We start from the raw sequence: 26,132 nt of genomic DNA, 5'->3' as shown, positions 1-26,132 counted from the left end.
CAGGAGTGCGAAAAGGTCAGGCTTTAAAAAATCTGATGTCGGTTTTTTCTTTTAAAATCCCCTGATCCAGAAGGGAATTGAAAAACATCTGCATGGCCTTTATCTTTTTATCGTCAAGGTCACAATACAGCAGATCAAAATATTCTTTAATAATAGATCTTTCAAGGTTTAATTTGGTTTTACCTGCTTCAACAACCTCATCCATATGTTGATATCCCTGTTTTTTTGACTCCAACAGCAATTGATGAATGTCTTTTACAAGAAAAGGATATTTTTGAGCAAAAGATCGCCTGACAACCCAGACTGCAAAGACAAACGGCAGTTGCGTCATTTCAAACCAAAGCTGTCCCAGGTCAATGGTATATTCAAAAACCTGATCCCAGGGTTGCCTCAGCGCTGCATCACCGATCACCAGGGCGGCATCAACAGATTCCGAAACCATCCGGCAATTGTTTACAGACCCAATTTCATAGACCGGAGAAACCTTTCTCTGATTAAATATCATTTTCATAAACGAGGCTGCCGAAGCGGATTCCCGGGTGAACATAACTTTTTTGCCTTCAAGATCATCAATGGCATAATTACTTGCCAGGATAACACTTAACACCCTGCCGTGACAGGATATGGAAAGATCGGGAAGCAGTAACAGCTCCCGGTGATGCATGGCATAAAATGCAGCTGATATCGGGCTCACTTCTATCTGACCGGTTATGATTTTCCGGTTAAGAACGGACGGAACGTCAGAAATCATTGCCAGCCAATGGGGCAAAAGACCGTGATCAAGGCCGTAATATACCGGGGAAGCATTGATATAACTTATTTTCCCCATATAAACATGTTTATTATTCATTGGACGTTATTCTTTGAAAAAGATCCTTTTTATTTGTTACATTCACTGATCGATATAAAAACCGCGCTCTTTTACCCTTTGAAAGCGTACCTGTCCAACGGTCAAGCCCCAGGGCCACTGCACCATTAATGGTCCCCATTGAAAAAATAATTTCAGGGTCCAGTCTCGGGTAATGGTTCTTCACAAAGGCCATTTCATCAAACATATTAAGAGAATCACAGCTTGCCAGGCTGTCTGTCCCAAGGGCAGGTTCAATCCCCTTTTGGATCATCCGATCAATTTCAGGAAGTTTTCCGTGCAGATTTTGATTACTTCTGGGGCAGACACACACCTTGACCTTTGACCGGGCAAGTATTTCCATGTCCTTTTTTGTCACATTCAACACATGAACGGCAATTGTTAAAGGATCAAGCAGTCCCAGGTCATTCAGATATGATACAGGTGTTTTTGATCCAATATTCCAGGAAGACCAGTCTATTCCACGATCAATTAAAAAATCGGCCCATTGCCCTTTTTTATCATGGATAAATTCTGATTCAACATCAGATTCCGCCACATGAATGGAAAAAGGCAAGCCTGCTGATTTCGACCGTTCCTTTAGTGCCTTGAGCAATTGAGGCGAAGAGGTATGCGGTGCATGCCCTGCAACGGAAGATGAGACAGAATCATTTTTACAGGTAAAAAGCGATGGAATATTTGATCCCAGAAACTCATGGAAACAAACGCCATTCAATCTGGAATTTTCAATCATCGGCTTTATAATCCCAAGAGTTGATATATCACCCACATAAAGAGTGCCGGACTTTATCAACTCCCCGACAGCCTTTTGGGCTTGTTCAATTAACTTTTCTTGTCCCAGGGCATCTCTTGTTTCCAAAAGCGCTTTAACCCAGGATTCAAAGCCCTTATCAAAATGCAACTGGTTCTTTAAGGCAGATAATTCCAGATGCAGATGAGTATTAACAAGTGGCGGCATCAATACTCCAGGGCCGTGATCAATAAACTTTTCTTTCGGCCTTCCTTTATGAACGCCTGTAATCAAACCTTTTTCAGTTTCAAGGTATGCGTTCTCGATAATGGTTGAAGCATCAACAACAATCCATCCGGCGCGATGAAGTTCTCTTTTATGGCTGCTTTCAACACAGACAAGATTTTTCGCATTTGTGGTCATAGCAGGTTATAATAACAATCCCGTTGCCTGGGTTCAAACCCTGCCGTGGTAATTAACCGCGTCAACTCTTCTTTGGAAAGCATAAAATCAACACCTGCCGACGCAACAACATTTTCTTCGATCATTGTGCTACCCATGTCATTTGCCCCGAAAAAAAGTGCGGCCTGGGCGATTTTATCTCCCTGGGTTACCCAGGATGCCTGGATATTATCAATATTATCAAGAAACAGCCGGCTCATTGCCAGAACCTTTAAGTATTCCACACTGGTTTTTTTTTTAACGGCAATTTGGGTATTGTCCGGTTGAAATGTCCAGGGAATAAATGCGGTAAATCCGTTGGTTTCATCCTGCAGGCACCGTATTTTATTCATATGCTCAAAAATATGAACATCTTGTTCAAGATGCCCGAACATCATTGTGGCACTGGATTTCATTTTTTGCAGATGTGCCTGGCGCATCACTTCAAGCCATTCGTCGGAACTGCATTTGTTCGGAGAAACCTGCTGCCGGATATCATCACATAAAATTTCCGCTCCTCCCCCGGGAATGGAAGAAAGACCTGCCTTTTTTAAAATCGATATTGTTTGTGCGATGGAAAAGTTTGATTTTTTCGCAATAAAATCTATTTCAGGGGGGGAAAATCCGTGAACATGAATATTAAATTTTTTTTTAATATCGGTTAGCAGGTCAATATAATAGTTGATTTCAAGATCCGGATGCATGCCACCCTGTAACAGGATCTGGGTTCCCCCAAGATCCAGTGTTTCATCAATTTTATCAAACAATTCCTGCTTTGAAATAATATATCCCCTGTCCTGATTCGGGGGCACAAAAAAAGCACAAAACCTGCAGCCTGATACACAGATATTGGTATAATTAATATTTCTGTCCACCACATATGTGACAATTTTATCAGGATGATAATAAAACCGTTTATGGTTTGCAAGATTTGCCAGGGTTAGAAAATCAGCCTGCCTGAAAAGAAGCAGACCTTCATTAATATCGATTCTTTGATTTTCTTTAACCTTCTCAATAATATTATTTAAATTGTCCATTATATTCACGCCATTCGTTGATCAGATGATAAGTTGACCGGATGATAAAAAGAATCCCGTTCAACAGGTTCAAACCCTGCTGAAACAACCATATCCTCCATTTGCTCTTTTGTAAGACCTTTTGCTGATGTCGCACCGGCCATATGGGTAATTCTCTCTTCTATAATCGTCCCGTCCAGGTCGTCGGCTCCGAAACTCAAGGCCACCTGGGCCAGTTTTTCCCCTATCATCACCCAGTATGCTTTAATATGGCCGAAGTTATCCAGCAGCAAGCGAGCGGCTGCCACATTTTTTAAATCATCCATGGCGGTGGTGGGCGGAAGATGGGATAACTGGGTGTTTTCAGAATGAAACGCCAATGGAATAAAGGCGGAAAACCCTCCTGTTTCGTCCTGCAATTCTCTTAACGCGATGAGATGATCCACCCGCTCTTCAATTGTTTCAATATGACCATACAGCATGGTGGCATTGGTTTTGATCCCAGCCTTATGAACAGCCCTTACAATCTCAAGCCAGCGTTCATGGCCTATTTTTTTGGGAAACAATTCTTCGTGTATCCTTGAGTTTAGTACTTCGGCACCACCGCCCGGCATCATTTCAAGCCCGGCATCCTTTAACTGCTGAATGGTATCCGCCACACTAAGTCCGGCAAGATTTGACAGATAATCAATTTCCACACAGGTAAATGCTTTAATGGTGGCATTGGGTCTTACTTTTTTGACGGTCTTTAAAAGGTCAATAAAATAATTAAAACTTAAATTTTCATTCAACCCCCCGACAATGTGCAATTCATTGACAGGCTCATCAATACGCTCCAAAAGCCTTTGTTCGATCTCTTCGATCGACCAGGCATAGGCACCGTTTTCATTGTCATCCCTGGCATATGCACAAAAGCGACATCTGTTTTTACACACATTAGTATAATTTAAATGCTGATTATAAATATAAAACGCTTTGTTCCCATGCAAAGATCGTCTGACATGGTTGGCAATCTGCCCCAAACCAATCAAATCATGAGTTTCATAAATACAAATCCCGTCTTTTCGGGAAAGACGGGAACCATTTAAGACTTTTGAATAAATATTTTCAAGTCTTTTATCTATAAAGGATATGTCCATTAATATCTCTTTCTTCTTCTAACGATTTTTTTCTTTTTTTTCGGTGCTGATTCAGCTGCTGCCAGGACCATGTTCTGCTTTGGATCAAGCAGGTTGTTCTGGGTGTATGAACATGATGCCCTGGGGCATTTTAGTCCTTTTTCACCACTGGGTGTTGTCATTTCCGTTAAAAACAGATTTTTACACAGCGGGCATTCAAAATGATAGGGCTTATCCCAGGAAACAAATCTACAGTCAGATTTGCTGCAGGTGAAAAAATCCTTTCCTTTTTCGGTTGTCTTCGGAATAATCTCCCCATCTTTGCAAAGGGGGCAGGGCATGGTTAATTCGCTTTCAAATGCAGCAATCTGAGAGGCGATATCTTCATCCGCCCGGGAAACTTCTTTGATTTGCGCTTCCTGGGTCTTTTTTTGCTTGGCTTCTTCTTCCTGCAGCAATTTTTGTTCTTCTTCTTGTTTCAGCCTTTCTTCCAAAGTCTTTAATAGTAACTCTTTTTCGGCCATCCGGGCTTCTATTTCCGCTGTCTTTTCAGCAGCCTTCCTTGCTTCATCCCGGGCTACCAGAAGCTGTTTTTCCCTCAGCTCAAGTTCTTTTAATTGCTTTTCAGCTTCTTTTGACGCTGCTTCCGCCTCCCTTATTTTCTTTTCCTTTCGAGCCAGTTCCCTGGTAAGTTCTGCGGCTTTTTCCAATGCTTTTTCTGCTTGGTCATCAGCTTTTCTAATTTCATCTTTCTGAGCAGTCAGTGCTTCTTTTGAAGACTCTTTATCAAAAACATCCTTTATATTTAATTGACCGGACGAATCAACAGATCGTTTTTTTCGTTTTTTGATAAATTTTGACAGGCGATCCATATTTTTTTTTTTAAGTTTCCGGGCAACTTCTCTGGATTTCCTTGGGATTGAAACACGTCCTGAAACTATCTCGGATGCTTTTTTTTCAGCCCGGTCTTTTGAAACAGATACTCCGCGACTTTTCAGGGCAGCTTTAAAACTCTGAGTTGCCAGCTCAAGACTTTTTCTTCCTGAATTCACTTCATCATTCATCTGAAGAACAAAGGCAACCAGATTCATACCCTGCATACCCGGAAACATGCTGTCAAGAAAACCAACCATCATAAAGGCCGGCATTTCAGATTTTAATTCCCCATTTGAATCAATACCTACATACCCCTTGTTTAAGACTGAATCAATTGTTTTTTCAAGGGTTTCATCTTTTTCAAGCCCGATCTCCATCAATTCGTTGAGAAATGATTCTTTTGTATATCTTTCCGGTGGAAAATCCGAATATTGCTTGATTTCTCTTTCTTTCTCGACAATAAGGGTTATACAGGAGATACTGGTCAAATTAAAAGAAAGCATTGCAAAGTCTGGATCAACATCAAGCAATGCCGTAATTTCCTGTGTAAGAATTTCATCCAGCTTGTCTCTTACAAATGCGGGGGTTAATTTTTCACCGGGTTTAGCATCTGCATCCATTAGTCATCTCCATGATTTATTTCAGAAATCATACTCGCTATATTTGAGGCCATCTGAGCCACTGTGTCGTTTTGTTGTTCAGGGTTTATGGGTTTTAAAGAGTTTTTTTTTTGAGACAGATCATTTTCATCTTCAAAATCATCCCGCAGGGTTGACATCTTCAAGCATTCGCCCTGCCTGTTAAAAATTACAGATAAGGGAACCTTGATTTCAAAATCGAATTTATAGGCTATTTTATTATTATAAACCACAAGATCACCGTCTTTGTAGTCTATTTCATCTTGGAGTGTGAAACCGTGTTTTTCAAGAAGCAATTTTTCAATGGCTTCCCAGTCTAATTCCGCATTTATTGTGTCAATAAATTCTTTTTCGCTTTCCTGAATGATTTCCGGATTTGTCAGTTTCATGAAACACCTCTCTGATTGAAGAAAACATCTATTTCCCCTGCAAACTCCAAATAGGCTGTAGCAGCCGGACTCTTTATTTCATGCAATGCAGCAGGAATTTTCAAATCAATTGACCTATTAATACTCTCATCAAGGGGAATAAATGTATTATAAACCATTGGTTTTATATCCGAAAGGCTCTGGTTCTCTATAAAAGACAGGATGTCTTGTTTTGTTTCACACCTGTTAAAAAGAAGACCGGCTATTTTCAAGGGAACATCGTGAGTTGTTCGAATATATTTCACCAGTCTGAGCAGGCAATGGAAATCTTCGACTGAACTGTGATGAACAGACATGCAGACAAGCAGCCAATCTGCGGCTGTCATAGCCGTAATGCTTAAAAAACTATATGAAGAAGGCGAATCAATAATAATATACTCATATTTATCTTCAACATTCTTTAAAAGGAGGCGTAATATTTTTTCATTTCCAGGATACTTACCCAATTTCAAGGCGACTTGAAATAAATTAAATTCTGCCGGCATGATATCCAGATATTGGAATTCCGTTTTTACAACAGCATCTGTGAACTTTGCCCTGCCGGATAAAACCAAAGAAATATCACAATTATAATCAAATTTTTTAACACCGCACCATTTCGTGGAACATCCCTGGGGGTCACAATCAATTAAAAGCGTCTTTTTTTCAATTAAAGCAAATGATGTTGCAAGATTTACAGCTGTAACGCTTTTACCTGTTCCCCCTTTCTGGCCTGCTATAGTAATTACTTTACTCATAACCATATACCTTTAACATAATTATCAAAAAATTCAATCATATAGTTCAAATAAATGGTGATGCCAAAATTTCTCTATTTTTCAATTAAAATAATTATAATGAAATATTCAGAGAAAGTTGAAATATTTGTGTGAATATATCATAATGCGGGGCAATATCAAACTGTAAACTGGAGACAAAGCCCCCTTTGACAAACATATCCATATCACTTGAAGGAATAGATCAGGCGATTGACAGTCTCAATTATCGGCCAGGTTCGATAAAACAAAGAGCAATCCTGGCAATAAGGGCTTTTTATACTTCAAATGAGTCCTTAAAACAATTGTCTTCACTTGACACGGATATCCTGATCCAATCTGTTTGGGATGTTGGTGACCATCTTTCAAAACTCAAGGCAAAACGAAGAAATTTCTCAAGTATTAAATCTTCGATTAATGCGGATTTGGAAAAGCTGTCCCAAAAAGGACAAAATCGTGAGAATATTATTATTGCCGATTCCAATGTGTTTGATATGAGTCAGGAAGCAAAAAATAACCTGTTCAACTCTTTTGCAGATGCATTTAAAACCGGTGATATTAATTTGGATCAGGCAAAGGATCTTTTAAAAGCTGTAAAGAATTTTCTGAAAGATTACCAAACAACAGATGCGGACAACTCTGAAGAAGATATTGAAGAAATAGAACTGGACGAAGGTGAAGAATTTGAAGAGATAGAAGAACTGGATGAAGATGTCGAAGAAATTGAGCTGGATGAAGATGAAGAACTTGAAGAAGTGGATGAGCTGGATGAAGATCCTGAAGAAATTGAGGTTGAAGAGGATGTTGAAGAAATAGAACTGGACGAAGATGAGGAACTTGAAGAGATAGAAGAACTGGATGAAGATGTCGAAGAAATCGAGTTGGATGAAGATGAAGAACTCGAAGAAGTGGATGAGCTGGATGAAGACCTTGAAGAAATCGAGGCTGAAGAGGATATTGAAGAAATAGAACTGGACGAAGATGAGGAACTTGAAGAGATAGAAGAACTGGATGAAGATGTCGAAGAAATCGAGCTGGATGAAGATGAAGAACTCGAAGAAGTGGATGAGCTGGATGAAGACGAACTCAAAGCTTTAGAAGAATTCAGAGAAAAAAAAGAACTTGCAGAGCATTTTGATGACACATTGGGGCAAAGAGAAAAAAAAATAAATAAATATGTAACCGTTCCTGAAGGGAAATATACCATCGGTACGAAAAAAAGTCTTAAATCCAGTATGGAATTACAACTCTTTGATATGCCAAAAGTTTATATCGGCATGTATCCCGTATGCAACTCTTTGTTTGAAATATTTATTGAGCAGACCGGATATACGACAACAGCGGAAAATCAGGGTTATGGCAGGGTATATCATTCAAGCCTTAAAAAAGATACCAACGGATTAACCTGGAACAAACATGCAGGCTCTGAAGATATAAAAGGGGCTTGCTGGTATCATCCTTTTGGTCCGGATTCAAACCTGCATGGCAAAAGAAGTCATCCGGTTGTCCAGGTCAGTGTGGATGATGCCGTCACATTTGCCGCCTGGATAGGAAGAAGATTGCCGACTGAAGCGGAATGGGAAGCGGCAGCCAGAACAGACCTGGGATACAAATACCCCTGGGGCAATAAATTTAACCCCAATGCATTGAATATCGAGCAAAGCGGGGTATCTGACACATGTGCGGTGGATGAATATGATGCGTTTGCAAATGAATTTAAAATTGTGGACATGCTCGGCAATGTGATGGAGTGGACCGCCGACATGGAAACACCTTCAATTGAATCAAAAAAAAATATCCGATACAATATTGCAAAGGGTGCAGCCTGGAACTCCAAACAAGATATTACCATCAGCTCAAGAGCTTTGTTTAAACCAGGCTTCACCTCAAACACAATTGGATTTCGATGTATTTCCGAAATATTTTCATAATCACAATATTTTCATAACAACATGGATGATTTAACTCAACAATATCTTGATTACCTTATCATTGAAAAAGGCTTGTCCGATAACAGCCTGATGTCCTATTCGGCAGATCTGGCTCAATACATCACCTTTCTTGAAAAAAATAAAATTAAAGATCCGGCTGATGTGGATACGGTATTCATTTTTGCCTGGTTGATTGATCTATCAAAACAAGGCCTGTCTGCTAAATCAAGAGCCCGGCATTTGATTACCATCCGGGGATTTTATAAATTCCTGGTGAATGAAAAAAAAATCAAAAAGAACCCTGTAAAAAAGGTTGAAATCCCCAAAAGCGGCCTGGCGCTTCCCAAAATTATGACAGTAGAGGAAGTTGCAGATCTTCTTGATGTACCTGACATCAAAAAGCCCCGGGAGATGAGAAATTCAGCCATGATGGAAATCATGTACGGAGCGGGCCTAAGGGTATCTGAACTGATTTCATTGAAACTTCAGGACATCAACCTTGATGCAAACTGTGTAAGAGTTATGGGAAAAGGTTCCAAAGAGCGACTCATACCTATAGGGTCCCCTGCAAGATCAATTACACAACAATGGATTAACCAAGGCAGACCTGCCCTGTTAAATAAAATATCAACCCCATATCTTTTTGTTGCAAGGGCAGGCAAACCCATGACCCGGCAATCTTTCTGGAAAATAATAAAAAAATATGCTCTGATTGCAGGCATATCAAAGAATATCACCCCCCACACTTTAAGGCATTCATTTGCCACTCATCTGCTGGAAGGCGGTGCTGACTTAAGGTCTGTTCAGACCATGCTTGGACATTCAGATATATCCACAACACAAATTTATACGCACATTTCAAGGGAATACCTGATGAAAATGCATCAAAAATATCATCCAAGACACTAATTAAGCATTTGATTTTCAAATCAAAAACTTCCATATTGATTCTTAAATTCCTTTTGTGGTAATAGAGAGGGCTGCTATTTTTTTGGAAAACATCAATGAAACGCTTTTTAGCAAAATATTTTATACGGAAAACATAATGTCCTTTGAAAATTCAAACTCCTTGAACGAACTGCTCATGCAGGTGAACAAACCTATTTTTGCTATTCAGAACAATGACGCAATTCATTTTATACATAATGACAATGATTTTTTCACCGCTGCTTTTAAGGAAGACACATTGCATCATATCAAGGCATTTGTTCCGGCTGTCCGGCCTGAAAACCTTGGTGATAAGCGGTTCAAGACCCGGCATGCTTTGAAATATCCCTATATTGCCGGTGCCATGGCCAATGGCATCACATCTGTGGCTATTGTAAAAACCATGGCAGAAAACGGGATGATAGGTTTTTTGGGTGCTGGTGGCCTTTCCATTGAAAAAATCAAAGAAAATATCATTGAGCTGAAAAGCACGCTGAAAGACAGGCCCTTTGGGTTTAACCTGATTCATTCCCCGGGTGACCCTGCCCATGAAATGGCTACGGTGGAACTGTATCTAAAACATCAGGTCAATCTCATCAGTGCTGCGGCTTTCATGCGTATGACCCCAGCCCTTGTGTATTATCGAATTAAAGGTATTCATACAAACGACAATGGGCACATTGTTACACCCCATAATATCATAGCAAAAGTATCCAGGATTGAAATTGCACGGCAGTTTTTCTCTCCACCGCCTGAAAAACTTGTAAATCAACTTCTTGAAAGAAAATTGATTACCCAACAGGAAGCAAGGCTGTCCCAACACATTCCTATGGCCCAGGATCTGACTGCGGAAGCAGACTCGGGTGGCCATACGGACAACCGACCGGCACTGACGCTATTGCCGACCATGATAGCATTGAAAAATGAATTTATGGAAACTTTCAATTACAAAGATCCCTTGTGCGTAGGGCTTGCAGGGGGAATTGCCACGCCTGAATCAGCAGCAGCAGCCTTTGGAATGGGGGCCGCCTATATCTTGACAGGGTCCATAAATCAATCCTGTGTTGAAGCCGGAATCTGTGAGGATGTCAAAAAGATGCTCTGCCAGGCCGAGCAGGCGGATGTGGCCATGGCCCCTGCAGCGGATATGTTTGAGATTGGCGCAAAGGTTCAGGTTTTAAAGCGTGGCACCATGTTTCCAGTGAGGGCGGACAAGCTTTACAAATTATATCAATCCCACAATAGTTTTGATGAAATTGATGAAAAATCAAAGCATGAAATTCAGGAAAAATTTTTGCAGGCACGCTTTGAGGATGCCTGGGAATCCACAAAAGATTTTTTTCATAAAACCGGAAACATAAAAGAGATAGAAAAAGCCCAAGCTGATCCAAAACATAAAATGGCCCTTGTTTTCAGGTCCTATTTGGGCCTTTCATCCAAATGGGCCATAAAGGGTATCCCCCAGAGAAAAATGGATTACCAGATATGGTGTGGCCCTGCCATTGGTGCCTTTAATCAGTGGGTCAAAGGCAGTTTTCTTGAACCCCATGAAAACCGCAAAACAGCTGAAATAGCTCTAAATCTCCTTTTTGGTGCGTGTGTCTGCACCCGGGCATCTATTTTAAAAACCCAGGGAATCGAACTTCCAATGAATGCAAATGGTTTCAACCCCATAAGAAAAGAAGAAATTTTTCTTTATCTTTAAATTGTGTTTTTCAATGTAAAACTTTTGTCAAATCCATGACAATTGGGTGATTCTCCAATTTTGGGATAGTATATTGTCTATAATTTTAATTATTTAAATTCAATATTTTGAGATTATGAGCAAAACAGACAACACACAGCACAAACCTTGCATTGCCATCGTCGGTATGGGATGTATCTTCCCAAAATCCAGGAACTTGAAAGAATATTGGCACCTGCTGTTCAACGGTATTGATGCAATTGAAGATATCCCGGACAAAACCCATTGGAAAATAAAAGACTATTTTGATCCTGACCCATCCACACCAGACCATGTCTATTGTAAAAGAGGCGGGTTTCTTCCGGCCGTCTCCTTTGACCCGTTAAGTTACGGTATCCCGCCCAATAATCTTGAAGTAACCGACACCTCCCAGCTTCTGGGTCTTGAGGTGGCAAGAATGGCTCTTGAAGACGCTGGATACCCCTTGAATCATCCTGCTCTTGAACAAAAAAAGGTCAATGTGATTTTAGGCGTTACCGGAACCCAGGAACTGGTTATTCCTCTGGGCGGACGGCTTGGACATCCGATTTGGAAAAAGGCTCTGAAAGATTCAGGTATCCGTGAAGAGAAAAGAGAAGAAATCCTTCAGCGGATACAAGGCGATTATGTTCAATGGCAGGAAAACTCTTTTCCGGGCCTTCTTGGCAATGTGGTAGCCGGCAGAATTGCAAACCGCCTGAACCTTTCCGGAACAAACACCGTCACAGATGCTGCCTGTGCAAGCTCTTTGTCTGCCATTCATACGGCGGTCATGGAACTTGTTTCAAAAAAATGCGATATGTCCATTACCGGCGGAGTGGATACGTTAAATGATATTTTCATGCACATGTGTTTTGCAAAAACCGGGGTTCTGTCACACACCAGTGATGCAAAACCTTTTTCAAAAGATGCTGACGGCACTGTTCTGGGTGAAGGTATCGGGATGCTGATTTTAAAACGCCTTGAAGATGCTCAAAAGGATAATGACAGAATTTATGCCGTGATTAAAGGTATCGGCACGTCAAGTGACGGCAGGACGTCAGCCGTTTATGCCCCGGATTCAAAAGGACAGTTAAAAGCACTCAAGGAAGCTTACCGGGAAGCTGGTTTCGACCCTTCCACAGTTGGGCTTGTGGAGGCCCATGGAACCGGAACACGGGTTGGGGACAAGGTGGAGTTTGAAGCATTAAAAAAATGTTTTGAACACACCGGCAAAAAGAATCACACAGTCATAGGATCGGTCAAGTCCATGATCGGACATACCAAGGCTGCGGCAGGGGCGGCAGGGGTTATAAAAACCGCTTTATCTCTTTATAACAAAACCTTTCCTCCAACCTTAAAAGCCCTGGAACCTGACCCGGAACTGGACATCAACAATTCCGCTTTTTATTTAAATTCAGAGTCAAAACCCTGGATATCATACCCTGCTGCTGCTCCCAGACGATCGGGCGTCAGCGCATTTGGTTTTGGAGGCAGTAATTTTCATGTGGTTTTGGAAGAATATGCGCCTAAAAAAAATCATGTTTCATGGGATGGGGCCATTCAAATCATTGCGTTTTCATCTGATGCCAAAGAGGGTCTGCTGGACAAAATCAATGGGTTTAAAGCAGGGCTGGATGTGACAAAAGATGCTTTGGAAACCCGCCAGACCATTGCCTGGCTGTCCTGTGAATCAAGGCAGAACTTTTTATCTGCTCATGAGTTCAGACTGCTGATAGTTCATAAAAAAGAGGATGATATTCAAAAGAATCTGAATCTTGCCATGCAAAGCATTGAGACGGGCAAATCACAACCCAATCTTTATTTTTCATCCGGCAACAACAAAGGCAAGCTGGGATTTTTATTTCCAGGCCAGGGAAGCCAGTATACGGGTATGGGAAAAGATCTTGTTTCCGTCTTCCCTGAAGCATTAGAAGCAATGGAACAGGCAGCCGATATCTTTTCTAAAGAAAACAGCACCTCCGGCAGCAAGCTGTTACAAGACTATATTTTTCCCCCTCCATCCCATTTGCAGCAAAAAAACAAATCAGAAGAACAGCTTCGCCAAACTGATATTGCCCAGCCCGCCATTGGCGCACTGTCCCTTGCCATGATCAAGGTGTTAAAAAGATTCGGCATAACACCACACATCACCTGTGGTCACAGTTTTGGTGAGCTTTGTGCCCTTTATTCAGCAGGTTGGATGGATGAAAAATCCTTTCTCAAATTGGCTGCAATACGCGGCAAACATATGGCCGCAGCCGGTTCCCTGGATGGGGATTCAGGCAGCATGCTTGCAGTTCAAGCTGCGTTAAAAGATATAGAAACCCTGATAAAACAAAACAAACTTGACCTTATCCTTGCAAATAAAAACAGTAAAACCCAGGGGGTTTTATCCGGCTCAACACAAGAAATCCTTCGTGCAAAAGAAATCTGTGACCAAAAGAAAATGAGGGCTGTCAAACTTGATGTTGCCGCAGCATTCCACAGCAAACTGGTTCAAAATGCTGTAAAGCCTTTTCAAAAAGATCTGGCCTCTACAACATTTTCTTCAACTGGTATTGACGTCCTGTCAAACACCACGGGAACGTCTTATCTTAAAAAAGAATCTGAAATCAAAAAAATTCTTGGAAACCAGCTGATAAACCCGGTCAATTTCGTGGACAATATTGAAAACATGCTGGGCAAAAATGTCTCATTTTTTATTGAAGCGGGCCCCAAAGCCGTATTAACCGGTCTCATAAAGCCAATTTTACGAGACAAAAATATTATGGCAGTCTCTGTTGACCAATCATCAGGAAAAAAATCAGGTATTGAAGATCTTGCCCATGTGTTGTGTATGATCGCATCAAAGGGATTTTTTGTTGATCTGACCCAATGGGAAGATGCAGCAGAAAAACCCAAACTTAAAAAAATGAGCGTACAATTTTCAGGTGCTAATCCTAAGCCGAAAAACCGGTGCAACCTTCCGAAATCAGCACCTGAACCATTACAACAAAAAATCCACCATGAATCACTTGAATTTAAAGCGGCAAAAACTGTTGAATTGACAAATAATTCACCGCAAAAAGCAATGCAAAAACCATTTATTGAAAACAGGTCAGCCATAAAAGGATCTGATATGACGACTCAAAACACACAACGGCAGGAGAATTACCGTCTGAGTTCACCGGCATCACAAGCCATGACAATGGTTCAAAAAGGGTTTGAAGCCATGCAGCAGCTTCAAACACAGACCGCCCGGACCCATGAAAAATTTCTTGAGACCCAGGCCCAGGCCAGCAAAACCCTGGCAAGCATGCTGGAGCATACCCGCAATATTGCCTTTAATACTCCCATTGCGTCATCAGTACCGGCACCGGTATCAGCAGCAGTATCAGAACCGGCACCGGCAATAACAGAATACAGACCTGACCATGAAAATGATCCTATTCCGGTTTCTCAAATTTCTTCCCACACCATAATTGCGCCTGCAGTTGAACCTGAGATTCAAATTGAGACACCCCAACCAGTTAAAACGAAATCCCAACCAGTTGAAACGAATCGGTTCGCTGAATCTGAAAATAATACTGCCGATGCTCACAATGAACATATCCTGTTTGAAATTGTAAGCAAGCTGACCGGCTTTCCTGTTGAAATGCTGGAATCCGATATGGACATTGAATCTGATCTTGGCATTGATTCCATTAAAAAAGTGGAAATTATTTCAGAACTTGAAAAACAGATCCCTTCCTGTGAAGGATTGACTACTGACAATATCGGTTCCGTCAGGACCTTAAAAGATATCTGTATTGCCATACAAAATGAAGCAACTCCTGTCATTGAAACTACGGCTGTGACAAATCCAGTCACTGAATCTGAACCCGTTGTTCAAGTAGATATTAAGCATGACACCTATACCTATCAAACAGTTTCAACAGTGCTGGTAAATACCATCAGTGAATTGACGGGATTTCCTGTTGAAATGCTTGAACCATCCATGAATCTTGAATCAGACCTGGGAATTGATTCCATTAAACGTGTGGAGATTCTTTCAAAACTTGAGCAGGAACTGGATCATATTGAAACCATCTCTTCTGATGATATTGCAACCCTTAAAACGATTGAAGAGATCATTCAATACCTGACAAAAAACGATTCAAAAACACCGCTTGATTCAAAAATACCGGTTGACTCTAAAAAAAAAACTCCAGAGTCCAATTATGAGCCTCAAAAAGGACCGGATAACCCCGTATCCGATACAAGACTGACACGGCAGGTTGTTTCTTTACAAGAATATCCGACAAATCAGATCAGATTTTATAACGGCTCAAGAATCGAACTGCCGACTAAAAAAAAAGTTTATATCACACAAGACAGCTCAACAATAGCTGCCCGGTTTAAATCGGAATTTGAAAAATCAGGTATAACTGCAGACCTGATTGATATCGGTAACGGCAACATACCTGAATTGCCGGATGCGGCAGGGATAGTCCTGCTGCCGGATGCTTTCAAGGAAAAAAACCGGAACTCTGCCATGGAATTTTTAAAATCAGCATTCGAATTTGTAAAAAAGAATGCAGCCTATCTCATAGATTCTGCCACTGAAAAAGGGGCATTTTTAACGACAGTCTCGTTTTTAGGCGGACAATTTGGATTTTCAGGCAAAGCATTCAATTGTGACCCGGCTTATGGAGGAGTTGCAGGGCTTGCAAAAACCGCTGATCTTGAGTGGAAAAATGTTTTATGCAGAGCATTGGACATGCCGGACAGCAAAGAAAAATGTCTGGAAAATGCCGAAGCTGCAGTGGCTTTAATGATGACCCACGGTGCAGTTGAAATGGGGCTGGATGGGGACAGCTGTAATATTCCCGTTCTGGTTGATCAGGACCTGACACAACATGGCATTGTCGATCTTTCGCCCGAGGATGTCGTCATCATCACAGGCGGTGCCAAAGGAGTTACTGCAGCCTGTGCCAATGAACTTGCCAAAAAGTATTCACCCACCATTGTCCTTATCGGCAGATCAGCCCCTCCTGCTTTGGAACCGGAATGGGCCAATGATCTTTATGACCCTGCCATGCTGAAAAAAGCCATACTCACTCATGAGTTTAAAGGTCAGATCCCCAAACCTGCTGATATAGAAAAAATATATCAAAAAATTGTATCCAACCGGGAAATTCAAAAAAACATAGAATTGATGAAAAAAAACGGATCACAGGTTAGATATTTTTCAGCAGATATCAGAAATCAAAAAGAGATTGATAAGATTTTTAAAACCGTGCGCAAAGAGTTCAGGCAGATTACCGCTATCATCCACGGTGCCGGGGTACTGGAAGACAAACTGATCATTGATAAACAAATCGATCAATTTTGTAATGTGCTGGAAACAAAAGTAAAAGGGCTTGACTCGCTTTTGTATGCTTCAAAACATGATAAACTCAAATATCTTATTCTATTTTCTTCTATTGCTGCCAGAACCGGTAATCAGGGCCAATGTGATTATTCAATTGCAAACGAGATTTTAAATAAGACAGCTCAAAAACTGGCAATAAAAAACCCGGAATGTAAATTTTTATCCATCAACTGGGGACCGTGGGAAGGCGGGATGGTGGATGAGTCTTTGAAAAAAGCATTTTTAAAAAGAGGCATTGATCTTATTCCCTTAAAGGCCGGAGCAAAACAATTATTAAGGGAAATGGAACACACACAAAAAATTTGCCCTGAAGTGGTCATTGGCGCGCATCTTTTAGAGCCTGAAAAATCCAGAGAACCCAAACTTTCAAAGGCTATGACGCTGTCTTTGGGTTTAACCTCAGCGCCGGTTCTAAATTCTCACAGGATCGCAGGAGAGCCGGTAGTACCATTTGCATTATTAATGGAATGCCATGCTCATGCTGCCCAAAAAAACAATCCAGGCCTTGTGTTCGCAGGGATGGACGGCATGCGCCTTTTAAAGGGCATTAAACCCGGAACTGAGGAATTGAATGTCACGGTCAATCTGGGAAAATGCAAACCAGACGGAAATGAATATAAGACACCCAGCAGCATTACATCAACCAACGACAATGAAAACTTTTTTCAGCATTCAAATTGTACCGTTATTTTAAAAGACAAACTGCCTAAACCGCCTGTTCTTTCCAAAGCGGCTTTCATGGAGTTAAAACCCTATTCTTTAACAATAACAAAGGCATATCGTGAAATCCTTTTCCATGGAAATGCCCTGCAGGGGATAAAATGTATTAATGGGTATTCAAAAAAAGGGATTGAAGTGATTACAGGTTTGGCACCTCATCCGGATAAATGGTTTAAAAAGCCATTGCATTCAACATGGAAAATTGAGCCCATGATGCTGGATGCCGCTTTTCAGGCTGCCATACTCTGGTCCTATGAAAGAATGGGACAGGTTTGCCTGCCAAGCTTTATCGCTAATCTAAGGCTGTATTCATCCTTTAAAGAATTAAAAGGTGATATTCGAATTTTGTTTACCGTAAATGAAGAAACCAAGAGCAAAATTAAAGGCTATTTTACTTTTTTGAATGAAGAAAATGTTGTTGTTGCAAGTATCACAGGATTTGAAGCGATTACCGATTTGTCTTTAAATGACACATTCAAAAACAAACCTCTTTTTTCAAGGGATTCTATTCTTGCATTTGCCCAGGGCAATCCTTCCGAAGCATTTGGAGAAAAATATACCATATTTGATAAAGACCGGCAGATAGCCCGACTGCCCAGACCTCCCTACTTTTTTATGGACAGGGTTGTTGTCGCTGACCATCCGCAATGGGAAATAAAACCGGGCGGATGGATTGAAACTCAATATGATATTCCAAAAGATGCATGGTATTTTAAGGCCAACAAAAGCGATACCATTCCCTTTTGCATCCTTCTTGAAATTGCGCTCCAGCCCTGTGGATGGCTGGCTGCTTATGCAGGTTCCGCTCTTGCAAGTGATGAAAGGCTACATTTTAGAAATCTGGGGGGAAAAGCCACATTGATTCAGCCTTTATCAAAAGATTGTGGTACTGTCACCATTCGAAGCAGGATGAAGGATGTCTCCAAAGCAGGCGGTATGATTATTCAGGATTTTGACATGGAGGTATTAAAGGATGGCAATGCAGTGTATAAAGGATGGACCAATTTTGGTTTTTTTACCACACAAACCCTTTCAAATCAGGTCGGTATAAGGAACAGCCGGTTCAGCGGATATTTGTTGCCGGAACAAAATGCAAAAACAACAATTGCCTATGAATTTAAAGATGATGCACCCTTAACACCGGATGACAAAAATATTGACAAAAATACCGGGATGCCGGCAAAAGCACTGAGAATGATCGATAAAATTGAAGTTTTAAGTTTTGATGCAGGGCTCTATGAAAAAGGATATATCAAGGCGATAAAAATTATTGATCCTTTGGAATGGTTTTTTAAAGCCCATTTTTATCAGGACCCGGTCTGTCCAGGTTCACTTGGAATCGAATCTTTTCTTCAGATGATCCGATTTTTCCTTGTTAAAAAATTTGATATTGACCCGGAAGCGTATGACCCTCAAATGACAATTGGTCAATCCCATGAATGGATCTACCGGGGGCAAATAATACCTTCAAACAAAAAAATTGAAGTCCATGCCCATATTAAAGATATTTCCACAGGAAAAGATGAGCTTTCCATTATTGCAGATGGTGCGCTGACTGTTGACGGCATTTGTATTTATGAAATGACAGATTTTATTGTTGGATTTAATAAAATCAAGAGCTTAAAAAAAATCATTAAAACAGGACAAGGTTTCTGAATAACTGCCACGGGCAGACCTGTTATTTCTACTTGGTTTGCCCACAACAAAGATTGAAAGTCGCTGTTTGGATTTTTGAAGACTTTCATATAAAACGGCCATAGCAGATCACTCTGCCGCAATAAATAATGAAAAGCCTCTAATTTCAGCAGGTTAAAAATTTTTTCATATAAAACACCATGTAGTGATGATAAAGCTTTAATGGCGTTTGAGCAAAGGCCAATCCTTATAAAAAATCCATCGTGATCTTGACACGGCGAATTGAACCTGCTTTATTACTATTATTGACTAATATTCAGAGTTATCCCCAAAAAAACAAACAATGAGTCAATGATAACCAATTGGGTCAGACTTGTGTTATTGTGTTTTTCAAACGTCTTGATCATAATGAAGCATTTCAACAGTTTTTTATGGCGATTGCCTTATTATTTGAAATATTCCCTTTGATAGTACAGAACCAAAGGATATTCAATTGGCTTCTTATCGCAGGAACTTCAAAAGCAGGGACTCCAAAAAATGAAGGAAAGACATATGCCAACTACATTTGATGAAAAAGGTAAAATTTTTACCGAAGTAATAAAAAAAAGACCTGTTGATGTTCACATTCAGATGTCTAATCACCTGATTAAAGGGAAGTTTCATGTGCGTCTGCATGAGAGAATAAAGGATGAATTGGATAAGTCCAATACATTTATAGCCTTAACAGATGCCGGAATTTACGATTTGAAAAGTAGGCTTATTTATAATTGCAGTTTTCTAACTGTAAATCGTCAGGACATTGTATGGTTATTCCAGGATGATGATCTAAAAAATGACGGGGAAGACTCATGAATAAATTGGACCAAAAATCACCACAAACAGATGTTAACAGATTCAAGCATCATTTGATTGATACGGTTACTCGCATGATGGAAGCAAATTCTGTACCACTTGATGAAAACCGCCAGGCAATTATAGGTTGCCTGGAACAGATTTATCAGGCAAATGACCCTGGATTTTCTGATTCTGTTAAAACCCGGATTTTCAAAGAGGTATTGGATGAAGTCCTTGGTTTTGGGCCATTGCAACCTCTTCTGGATGATCCCGACATAACCGAAGTCATGGTAAACGGCATTAATAAAACTTATGTTGAACGTAATGGGAAAATAACAAGAGCAGATGTTTCCTTTGCTGATGATGCCCAGATAATAAAGCTCATTGAACGGATAATTTTGCCTCTTGGCCGTACCATTGACGCGAATAACCCAACGGTAGATGCCCGTCTGCCGGATGGTTCGCGTGTTAATGCCGTTATCCCTCCGGTGATGATCGAGGGCCCGTGTATAACCATCAGAAAATTTCAAACCGATAAGATAGGCTTTGAGCAGCTTATCGAAATGGGTTCCATTACTGAAAATATGGTTCAGTTGCTTCGGGCCTGTGTCATAGGCAGGCTCAATATCCTTATCTCCGGGGGAACAGGCTCCGGTAAAACAACCCTGCTTAATATTCTTTCCGGGTTTATTCCTGATGATGAGCGGATTATCACCATTGAAGATGCGGCTGAATTACAATTGCAGCAGGAACATGTCCTGAAGATGGAAACAAAACCACCCAATATCGAGGGTAAATATGAAAAAACAATAAGAGATCTGGTAATAAATTCTCTGAGAATGAGGCCGGACCGGATTGTGGTTGGCGAGTGCCGAAGTGGTGAAGCTCTGGATATGCTGCAAGCCATGAACACCGGACACGACGGTTCACTGACAACTGTGCATGCCAATTCTCCCAGGGATGCTGTCGGCCGGCTGGAAACCCTGTGTCTTATGGCCGGTTTGGATCTTCCCATCCGGGTTATCAGTAAACAGATCGCCTCAGCCATTGATGTAATCATACAGGTATCGCGTTTCAGTGATGGTTCCCGTAAAGTGACGTCCATTACCGAAATATCGGGTATGGAGGGTGATGTGATCACCATGACAGAGATATTCAAATTTGAACAACGCAAAATTGACCATGACGGAACTGTTATCGGTGAGTTAACGGCTACCGGTGTCAGGCCGTTTTTCAGTCAGAAACTTAAGGTTGCAGGATTGGATTTGGGACCTGAATTGTTCAATTTCAAAAAATCCAGTATATGGTAAATGGACAAGACTGTTTTAAGTTGGATCATCTTTAATAAGTTTTAATCTGTGGTTTTCTTCTGTGGATTCCGGCAGTAATCGATCTTTTCCCAGCACCAAACCATCTTGCTCAATTTTGTCTACACCTGTTACTGTGATAGCCAACTGGCCGTTTTCGTCGCGCCGGATATAACTTTTTTCTTTTAAATACCAGAAATGAAATTCCATTACATTTTCCGGCCAGCCTAACATTTTTTCAAGGTGCCACAAACCGATACCCGGGTCGGATGGATTCTCCCTGCACTTAATATATAATATGGACAGCAGGCATCTTCGATTATACAAATCTTGCTCATATCCGTCATGCGAAGAAATTTGTGAAATAGCTTGCCACTGATGATTCTTTTTTTCTTCATATACAACATCATAGGCAGCTCGTTTTTCCGGATTTGACAGCACTTGATGCGCTTTGTTGATAATATTAAATTTATCAAGACTCCCTGTTTTTTTATTGTCCGGGTGGTAGCGTTTTGCCAGTAATCGATAAATACGCTCAATAGTTTCCAAATCAGCATTGGGACTTATTTGAAGGTCTTCATAATAATCATCAAAGGCGATGCTGTTCATTCCGTTAATCCTTATTTGTGATTTCGTAATAGTTGTTTTAAATCCTTATCATGGCAAAATATTTGGGAAATCAGATTGCTTTCTTACCTGACAATCAATCTCAAATTAATGCATGTGTCAAGCATAAACAGTCTATACATGAAACAGAAGAGGGGCTATCCATGGATAACAGAAATAATATCACAATTGGAGTCGATTTGGGAGACAAGTTTCAAATAGCTGTAGTTTTTGACGGTGATAGTAATGAATTGAAAATCGCCAAGGTGATTAAGACGAAAACCGGTGTTAGTAAATTTTTAAAGTTATGGCTTTATTTTAATCCTAATTTATTTAAATCAAAGCCAAGTTCTTTTTCATTATAGACTTTGCCTTTCCTCCAATTTCCATTAAATTCAAGTGTTGGTACAACCCAATCATCTCCTCCGTTTATTTCAATGATTTTTTGAATTGTCTCTTCTGATTGCTTTTCTATTTCAAAATATTCAAATTCAATGTTGTTGTTTTTTAAATATTCAACGGTTTTCGTACAATGTGGACACCATTTGGCAGCATATACTTTCAACATAATAACCTCTTTGATAATCAGTTGTATGATGGGTAATTTTTTGTTTTAAAATCTTATTATAGCAAAATATTTAGCAAATTAAATTGCTTTATTACCTGACAATCAATCTTAAATTGAGTTGTGTGTCAAGCATAAACATCCCCAGACATAAAAACATTACAATTCACTCAATGGATTATTGATAACTGCTGTTAAATCACCTGAACCCGGTAACTCCGCTGGTTGTAATTTGCCGGGAAATCAGGGGGCCATTGCTTTTTTAATTGTTTTTTAGCAATAGATCATAATCAATGTGATATTGAAAACTTTTCTTGCGTGTCCTGGATGTATCCAAACCATAGGTACAAACACCCGGCTGGATCTGGTGCTGTTGATCCAGGTTGCCGTGAAGCCCCTGCATGCAGGTGATCTGTGCCCCATTGTTCGAACAAGCTGCCACAGCAACGCTGTTAAGTACCCTCATTCGGCTTAAAAGCAGATCTTTCGAAGATAGCTTGTCTTCAGACACTACCACCAGATCACATCCCAATTTGGCGAGAACAACAGCAAGTTCCGGATGCCTGAAAGCCTCCATTGGAACCATGGCGATGGCAGCAGGTCCGTAGTGAATGAGTTTAAAGGGAAATGCCTGAGAAGGGATGATATCCGGTTCAAAAAAGGGCTGAATGCCTTTGGGAGTAATCAGACTCAGCGTCTGAGTTTCACCGGCAACCGACAAGGCAAAGGCCACATTGCGGTTTTTGGAGATCTTTAACAGATCAGCCTCTTTTGCTTGGTTTGCAGAGGATTCAGGCAGTATCCACAGGGCAGGGTGGTCTGTTTGGCGTTTTTCAACAGCGGTTTCCAAGACCTTAAGATCAATCCGGCCCGATGATGGGGGTACAAAACAGTGAACATCAAGCATACCTGTTTTTGGCAACTGATAATACAAGGTTAAATTTTCAACCCAGGGGTCCAGATAGATCTGGCGGTATAGGTCAATATCCCGTAATTTCATCCTTTCCAGTCGATGAATATTGCCAAAACGGCCATCTTCATTCAGGGGGATATCAGCAAAAAAAATCTTGCTGCTTTCCGATGATCCTGAAAATATGGGTGTGCCCGTGGGATCAATGACACCGGAAACCGCCTGTCGGCAGTCCATTACGCGATCTTTTCCGGTTCTGTTGCAGGCGGCCAGATAGATTCCGTTTTCCAGTGCCCTGGCCTGCCAGACCTCCAGGGGACTCAATTGGCCTGTGGGAGGCCAGTTGGCAGGAATCCACAGAAAATCTGCGTCCTTTAAAGCCATGGTCCGTGGGATCAGCCCGAAATAGCTGTCTGCACAGATGGCTACCCCGATTCGACCCCATGGTGTGTCAAATGTCCCTTCTTGATAAGGGCTGCCGGGTCTTGCCCATCGCTTTTCCGCATAAATCTTATGGTATTTGCACACCAATTGCCCCTGGGGATCAATGACAAAGGCGCTGTTATAGTAACTTTGGGTTAAGGGGTCGCGTTCAGGAAAGGTAATTCCGACGTAAATCCCCAGTTCCCTGGACAGCGTTTTTATGGCCTGAATTGTTTTTCCGTTGTCTGTTTCTGTATAGGGGGTAATGTCCTGACGGGATTGGAAAGAATATCCACTGACGGCAAGTTCCGTGTTAAGGATGATACGTGCCCCTTCAAGGGCGGCTTTGCGATTCAGCCGCACCAGCTCTTTTAAATTCAGTTTTGGATCTTTATATCTCACGCCGTAATGCACCAGGGCAATTTTCAAAGAGTTTGAGGTATCAGGTCCGGCAGTACAGGTTATGACAAAGTGTCCCCATAAAAAACATACCATTACCACACATCGGAACAAAATTTTCATTTTATACCTTCCTCCTGATTGGTGCCATTGGGAATGTAGATAACACGGCCGTCTTTTAACTGATAGGCAGTACCAAGTTCAAAGCCTTCATCTCCACCCACTTTGCGGTCCGTCACCTTTTTGACTTTGACCTCCTGGCCTTTTTTGGTGATGATGTGCCATTGATCCCGGACTTTTTTCATGATGGTTATATCACTTTCAGGATTAAAAAAATCAAGGACCTGGAAGGTGGACATCAGTGAAAGCAGAAGGGCCACGATAAAAACCAGGGCAACATCAAACAAATTCGCCACCCCGTTCATTGGCTCTTCTTTTCCGGCACGGCCCAATTGTCCCGGTCGGCTGGTGATCAGGTATTTCATAATTTTTCCGCCTTTATATCCTTTTTGACCATTTTTTTGACCATGGCTTCGGTGATCAGGTTGATATGCCGCATATCTTCAATTGTCCATCGTTCTTTGACAACAGAGAAAAAATGGGCGGTAACTCCAAGGGCCAGGCCCACAACCGTTGTGGTAAAGGCCAGGATAAGGCTTGAGGAAAGTTGAGCCATATTGCCCTTGGTCAAATCGGCAAGACCGGTTCCCATGGGTATCAGGGTTCCCATGAGCCCGAGACTCGGGCCGATTCGGACAATGAGACGGATTTTATCCACCTCCCGCAACAAGGCATATTGTTTTTGTTGATTAAGGTCTTCCACTTTTTCTTCTTGAAATACGGAACTTCCGGCTATGATGTTTTTAATCTGCCGGGTGTAGGCTGTGATGTGTGCGGGCAGATTTTCACTTAAAGAAGGGGGAAGCGCCAGCTGTTCTTGAATCATTTCCAGGGAATCCGACAATTGCCCGTTTGTTCGAAATTGAGTCCGCTTTATCCATTCTGCAATAAATCCGCCGGAATAGACCAGCAGCCAGAGACAGAGGATGATTAGCAGCGCCACCACCGGATAAAGCAGGGCAGTGGAAATGGTATAGAGAATGGTTTGGAATGCAGGAAAAAGGTTCAATGAATGTCTCCTTTGTTAAAATAGGTTCGGATAAATCCTGTGCCTGCCAGGGCAAGGGACAGTCCGGATAAAATAAGGGTTGATTTGGGGTCGATCCCGCTTACCGGAGTATTGGAAACCGCCATGGCAAAGGCGGCTTTTATTTTTGGGTAGATGGGGGCGATGATAACGGTCATTAGAAAATAAAGGGATATCAAGGTCATTGACGATCCTAAGAAAACATTGCCTGAGCCCATCCGATGGTGATAGGGAAAAAGCAGCCCTAAAGTTACGGCAATTATGCCCGCAAACAGACCGAACAGGATCAGGGTGGTTAAAAACGGGGTCAGGGTTGAAAGGGAAAGGGCCAGGGTCAGGTTGAGAAGGATCACGGTGGCGCATACCGGGCAGGGCATAACAAGAAGCAGGCTGGCCCGGAACAGGGAGGAATTGTTTTTTTTCGACTGATTCAACAGCAATTTTGCTCCCCAGACAAACAATCCTGCGGCAACCAGCAGATGTACCAGCATGCCGTATTGGAGCATGTTGGAAAGATGGTCCAGGTAGCTCAACAGATTCAGCCGGCTCACCAGGGCATACATAAGCAAAAACAGGAGAAGATAGGCAAAAAAGCCTGCAGCAAGAAAAAGCGCTTTTTTCTTTGTAGAAACAGTTTTGCTGTAAACCTGTGCGCCAAGCCCCATGCCTGCTTTGATGCCAAAAGCGGAAAAAGCAACCAGTATCCCACTCATCCATAATTGTTCAAACATTTTTATAACTCCTTGATAACGAGTGTTTCC

The 26,132-nt window shown here is 41.4% G+C and carries 19 protein-coding genes; 6 read left to right on the top strand and 13 right to left on the bottom strand.

The window, feature by feature from the left end; genetic code table 11:
- Nucleotides 1-16: 16 nt before the first annotated feature.
- From TOL2_RS18410 to TOL2_RS18380, 7 genes are read right to left on the bottom strand one after another with little or no spacing between them, the layout of a single operon-like run.
- On the bottom strand, nt 17-850 hold the full coding sequence (locus TOL2_RS18410; RefSeq protein ID WP_051012462.1) for a menaquinone biosynthetic enzyme MqnA/MqnD family protein: 834 nt from the start codon (nt 848-850) through the stop codon (nt 17-19).
- Nucleotides 843-2,021: an amidohydrolase family protein gene (locus tag TOL2_RS18405; RefSeq protein ID WP_014958798.1), complete on the bottom strand. Its 1,179-nt coding sequence runs from the start codon at nt 2,019-2,021 to the stop codon at nt 843-845. The genes TOL2_RS18410 and TOL2_RS18405 overlap by 8 nt, the downstream gene beginning before the upstream one ends.
- Nucleotides 2,018-3,076 carry a cyclic dehypoxanthinyl futalosine synthase gene (mqnC, locus tag TOL2_RS18400; RefSeq protein WP_014958797.1) on the bottom strand — a complete coding sequence of 353 codons (1,059 nt, stop codon included), beginning with the start codon at nt 3,074-3,076 and terminating at the stop codon, nt 2,018-2,020. Before mqnC ends, TOL2_RS18405 begins: the two co-directional genes overlap by 4 nt.
- A gap of 5 nt (nt 3,077-3,081) precedes the next feature.
- Nucleotides 3,082-4,194 carry an aminofutalosine synthase MqnE gene (gene mqnE / locus TOL2_RS18395; protein WP_014958796.1) on the bottom strand — a complete coding sequence of 371 codons (1,113 nt, stop codon included), beginning with the start codon at nt 4,192-4,194 and terminating at the stop codon, nt 3,082-3,084.
- Nucleotides 4,194-5,669, bottom strand: a complete 1,476-nt coding sequence (locus TOL2_RS18390; protein WP_014958795.1) for a DNA topoisomerase I — start codon at nt 5,667-5,669, stop codon at nt 4,194-4,196. The genes mqnE and TOL2_RS18390 overlap by 1 nt, the downstream gene beginning before the upstream one ends.
- A complete protein-coding gene (locus TOL2_RS18385) occupies nt 5,669-6,076 on the bottom strand; it encodes a hypothetical protein (RefSeq protein ID WP_014958794.1) in 408 nt (135 codons plus the stop codon). The genes TOL2_RS18390 and TOL2_RS18385 overlap by 1 nt, the downstream gene beginning before the upstream one ends.
- Nucleotides 6,073-6,852 carry a ParA family protein gene (locus TOL2_RS18380; RefSeq protein ID WP_014958793.1) on the bottom strand — a complete coding sequence of 260 codons (780 nt, stop codon included), beginning with the start codon at nt 6,850-6,852 and terminating at the stop codon, nt 6,073-6,075. The genes TOL2_RS18385 and TOL2_RS18380 overlap by 4 nt, the downstream gene beginning before the upstream one ends.
- A 188-nt stretch (nt 6,853-7,040) precedes the next feature.
- Here TOL2_RS18380 and TOL2_RS18375 point away from each other — a divergent pair, with 188 nt between their 5' ends.
- From TOL2_RS18375 to TOL2_RS18345, 6 genes are all read left to right on the top strand, one after another.
- Complete coding sequence (locus TOL2_RS18375; protein WP_014958792.1) at nt 7,041-8,801, top strand: SUMF1/EgtB/PvdO family nonheme iron enzyme; 1,761 nt, start codon at nt 7,041-7,043, stop codon at nt 8,799-8,801.
- A gap of 21 nt (nt 8,802-8,822) precedes the next feature.
- On the top strand, nt 8,823-9,710 hold the full coding sequence (xerD, locus tag TOL2_RS18370; protein WP_014958791.1) for a site-specific tyrosine recombinase XerD: 888 nt from the start codon (nt 8,823-8,825) through the stop codon (nt 9,708-9,710).
- A gap of 136 nt (nt 9,711-9,846) precedes the next feature.
- Nucleotides 9,847-11,433, top strand: a complete 1,587-nt coding sequence (locus TOL2_RS18365; RefSeq protein WP_083863765.1) for a PfaD family polyunsaturated fatty acid/polyketide biosynthesis protein — start codon at nt 9,847-9,849, stop codon at nt 11,431-11,433.
- Between the two features lie 115 nt (nt 11,434-11,548).
- Complete coding sequence (locus tag TOL2_RS18360; protein ID WP_014958789.1) at nt 11,549-19,201, top strand: type I polyketide synthase; 7,653 nt, start codon at nt 11,549-11,551, stop codon at nt 19,199-19,201.
- A gap of 531 nt (nt 19,202-19,732) precedes the next feature.
- Nucleotides 19,733-20,032, top strand: coding sequence for a DUF6812 domain-containing protein (locus tag TOL2_RS18350; RefSeq protein ID WP_014958788.1), 300 nt, complete (start codon nt 19,733-19,735; stop codon nt 20,030-20,032).
- On the top strand, nt 20,029-21,324 hold the full coding sequence (locus tag TOL2_RS18345; RefSeq protein ID WP_014958787.1) for a CpaF family protein: 1,296 nt from the start codon (nt 20,029-20,031) through the stop codon (nt 21,322-21,324). Before TOL2_RS18350 ends, TOL2_RS18345 begins: the two co-directional genes overlap by 4 nt.
- 15 nt (nt 21,325-21,339) lie before the next feature.
- Here the strand turns inward: TOL2_RS18345 and TOL2_RS18340 are convergent, their stop codons facing one another.
- The 6 genes from TOL2_RS18340 to TOL2_RS18315 form a co-directional block, all read right to left on the bottom strand.
- Nucleotides 21,340-21,930: a DnaJ domain-containing protein gene (locus TOL2_RS18340; protein WP_014958786.1), complete on the bottom strand. Its 591-nt coding sequence runs from the start codon at nt 21,928-21,930 to the stop codon at nt 21,340-21,342.
- Between the two features lie 310 nt (nt 21,931-22,240).
- A complete protein-coding gene (locus TOL2_RS18335; RefSeq protein ID WP_014958785.1) occupies nt 22,241-22,495 on the bottom strand; it encodes a glutaredoxin family protein in 255 nt (84 codons plus the stop codon).
- 259 nt (nt 22,496-22,754) lie between these two features.
- Nucleotides 22,755-24,347, bottom strand: coding sequence for a carbon-nitrogen hydrolase family protein (locus tag TOL2_RS18330; RefSeq protein ID WP_041279616.1), 1,593 nt, complete (start codon nt 24,345-24,347; stop codon nt 22,755-22,757).
- A complete protein-coding gene (locus TOL2_RS18325; protein WP_014958783.1) occupies nt 24,344-24,709 on the bottom strand; it encodes a DUF2149 domain-containing protein in 366 nt (121 codons plus the stop codon). The genes TOL2_RS18330 and TOL2_RS18325 overlap by 4 nt, the downstream gene beginning before the upstream one ends.
- The gene (locus TOL2_RS18320; protein ID WP_014958782.1) at nt 24,706-25,353 is read right to left on the bottom strand and encodes a MotA/TolQ/ExbB proton channel family protein; all 648 of its coding nucleotides are present in this window, start codon (nt 25,351-25,353) and stop codon (nt 24,706-24,708) included. The genes TOL2_RS18325 and TOL2_RS18320 overlap by 4 nt, the downstream gene beginning before the upstream one ends.
- Entirely contained in the window at nt 25,350-26,102 is a 753-nt protein-coding gene (locus tag TOL2_RS18315) for a DUF2162 domain-containing protein (protein ID WP_014958781.1), read from the bottom strand. Before TOL2_RS18315 ends, TOL2_RS18320 begins: the two co-directional genes overlap by 4 nt.
- Nucleotides 26,103-26,132: the final 30 nt, after the last annotated feature.

The sequence above is a fragment of the Desulfobacula toluolica Tol2 genome (assembly GCF_000307105.1).
Lineage (GTDB): Bacteria > Desulfobacterota > Desulfobacteria > Desulfobacterales > Desulfobacteraceae > Desulfobacula > Desulfobacula toluolica.
Note: the sequence above shows the minus strand (reverse complement) of the source record. Positions and strands in the feature narration are given on the sequence as shown.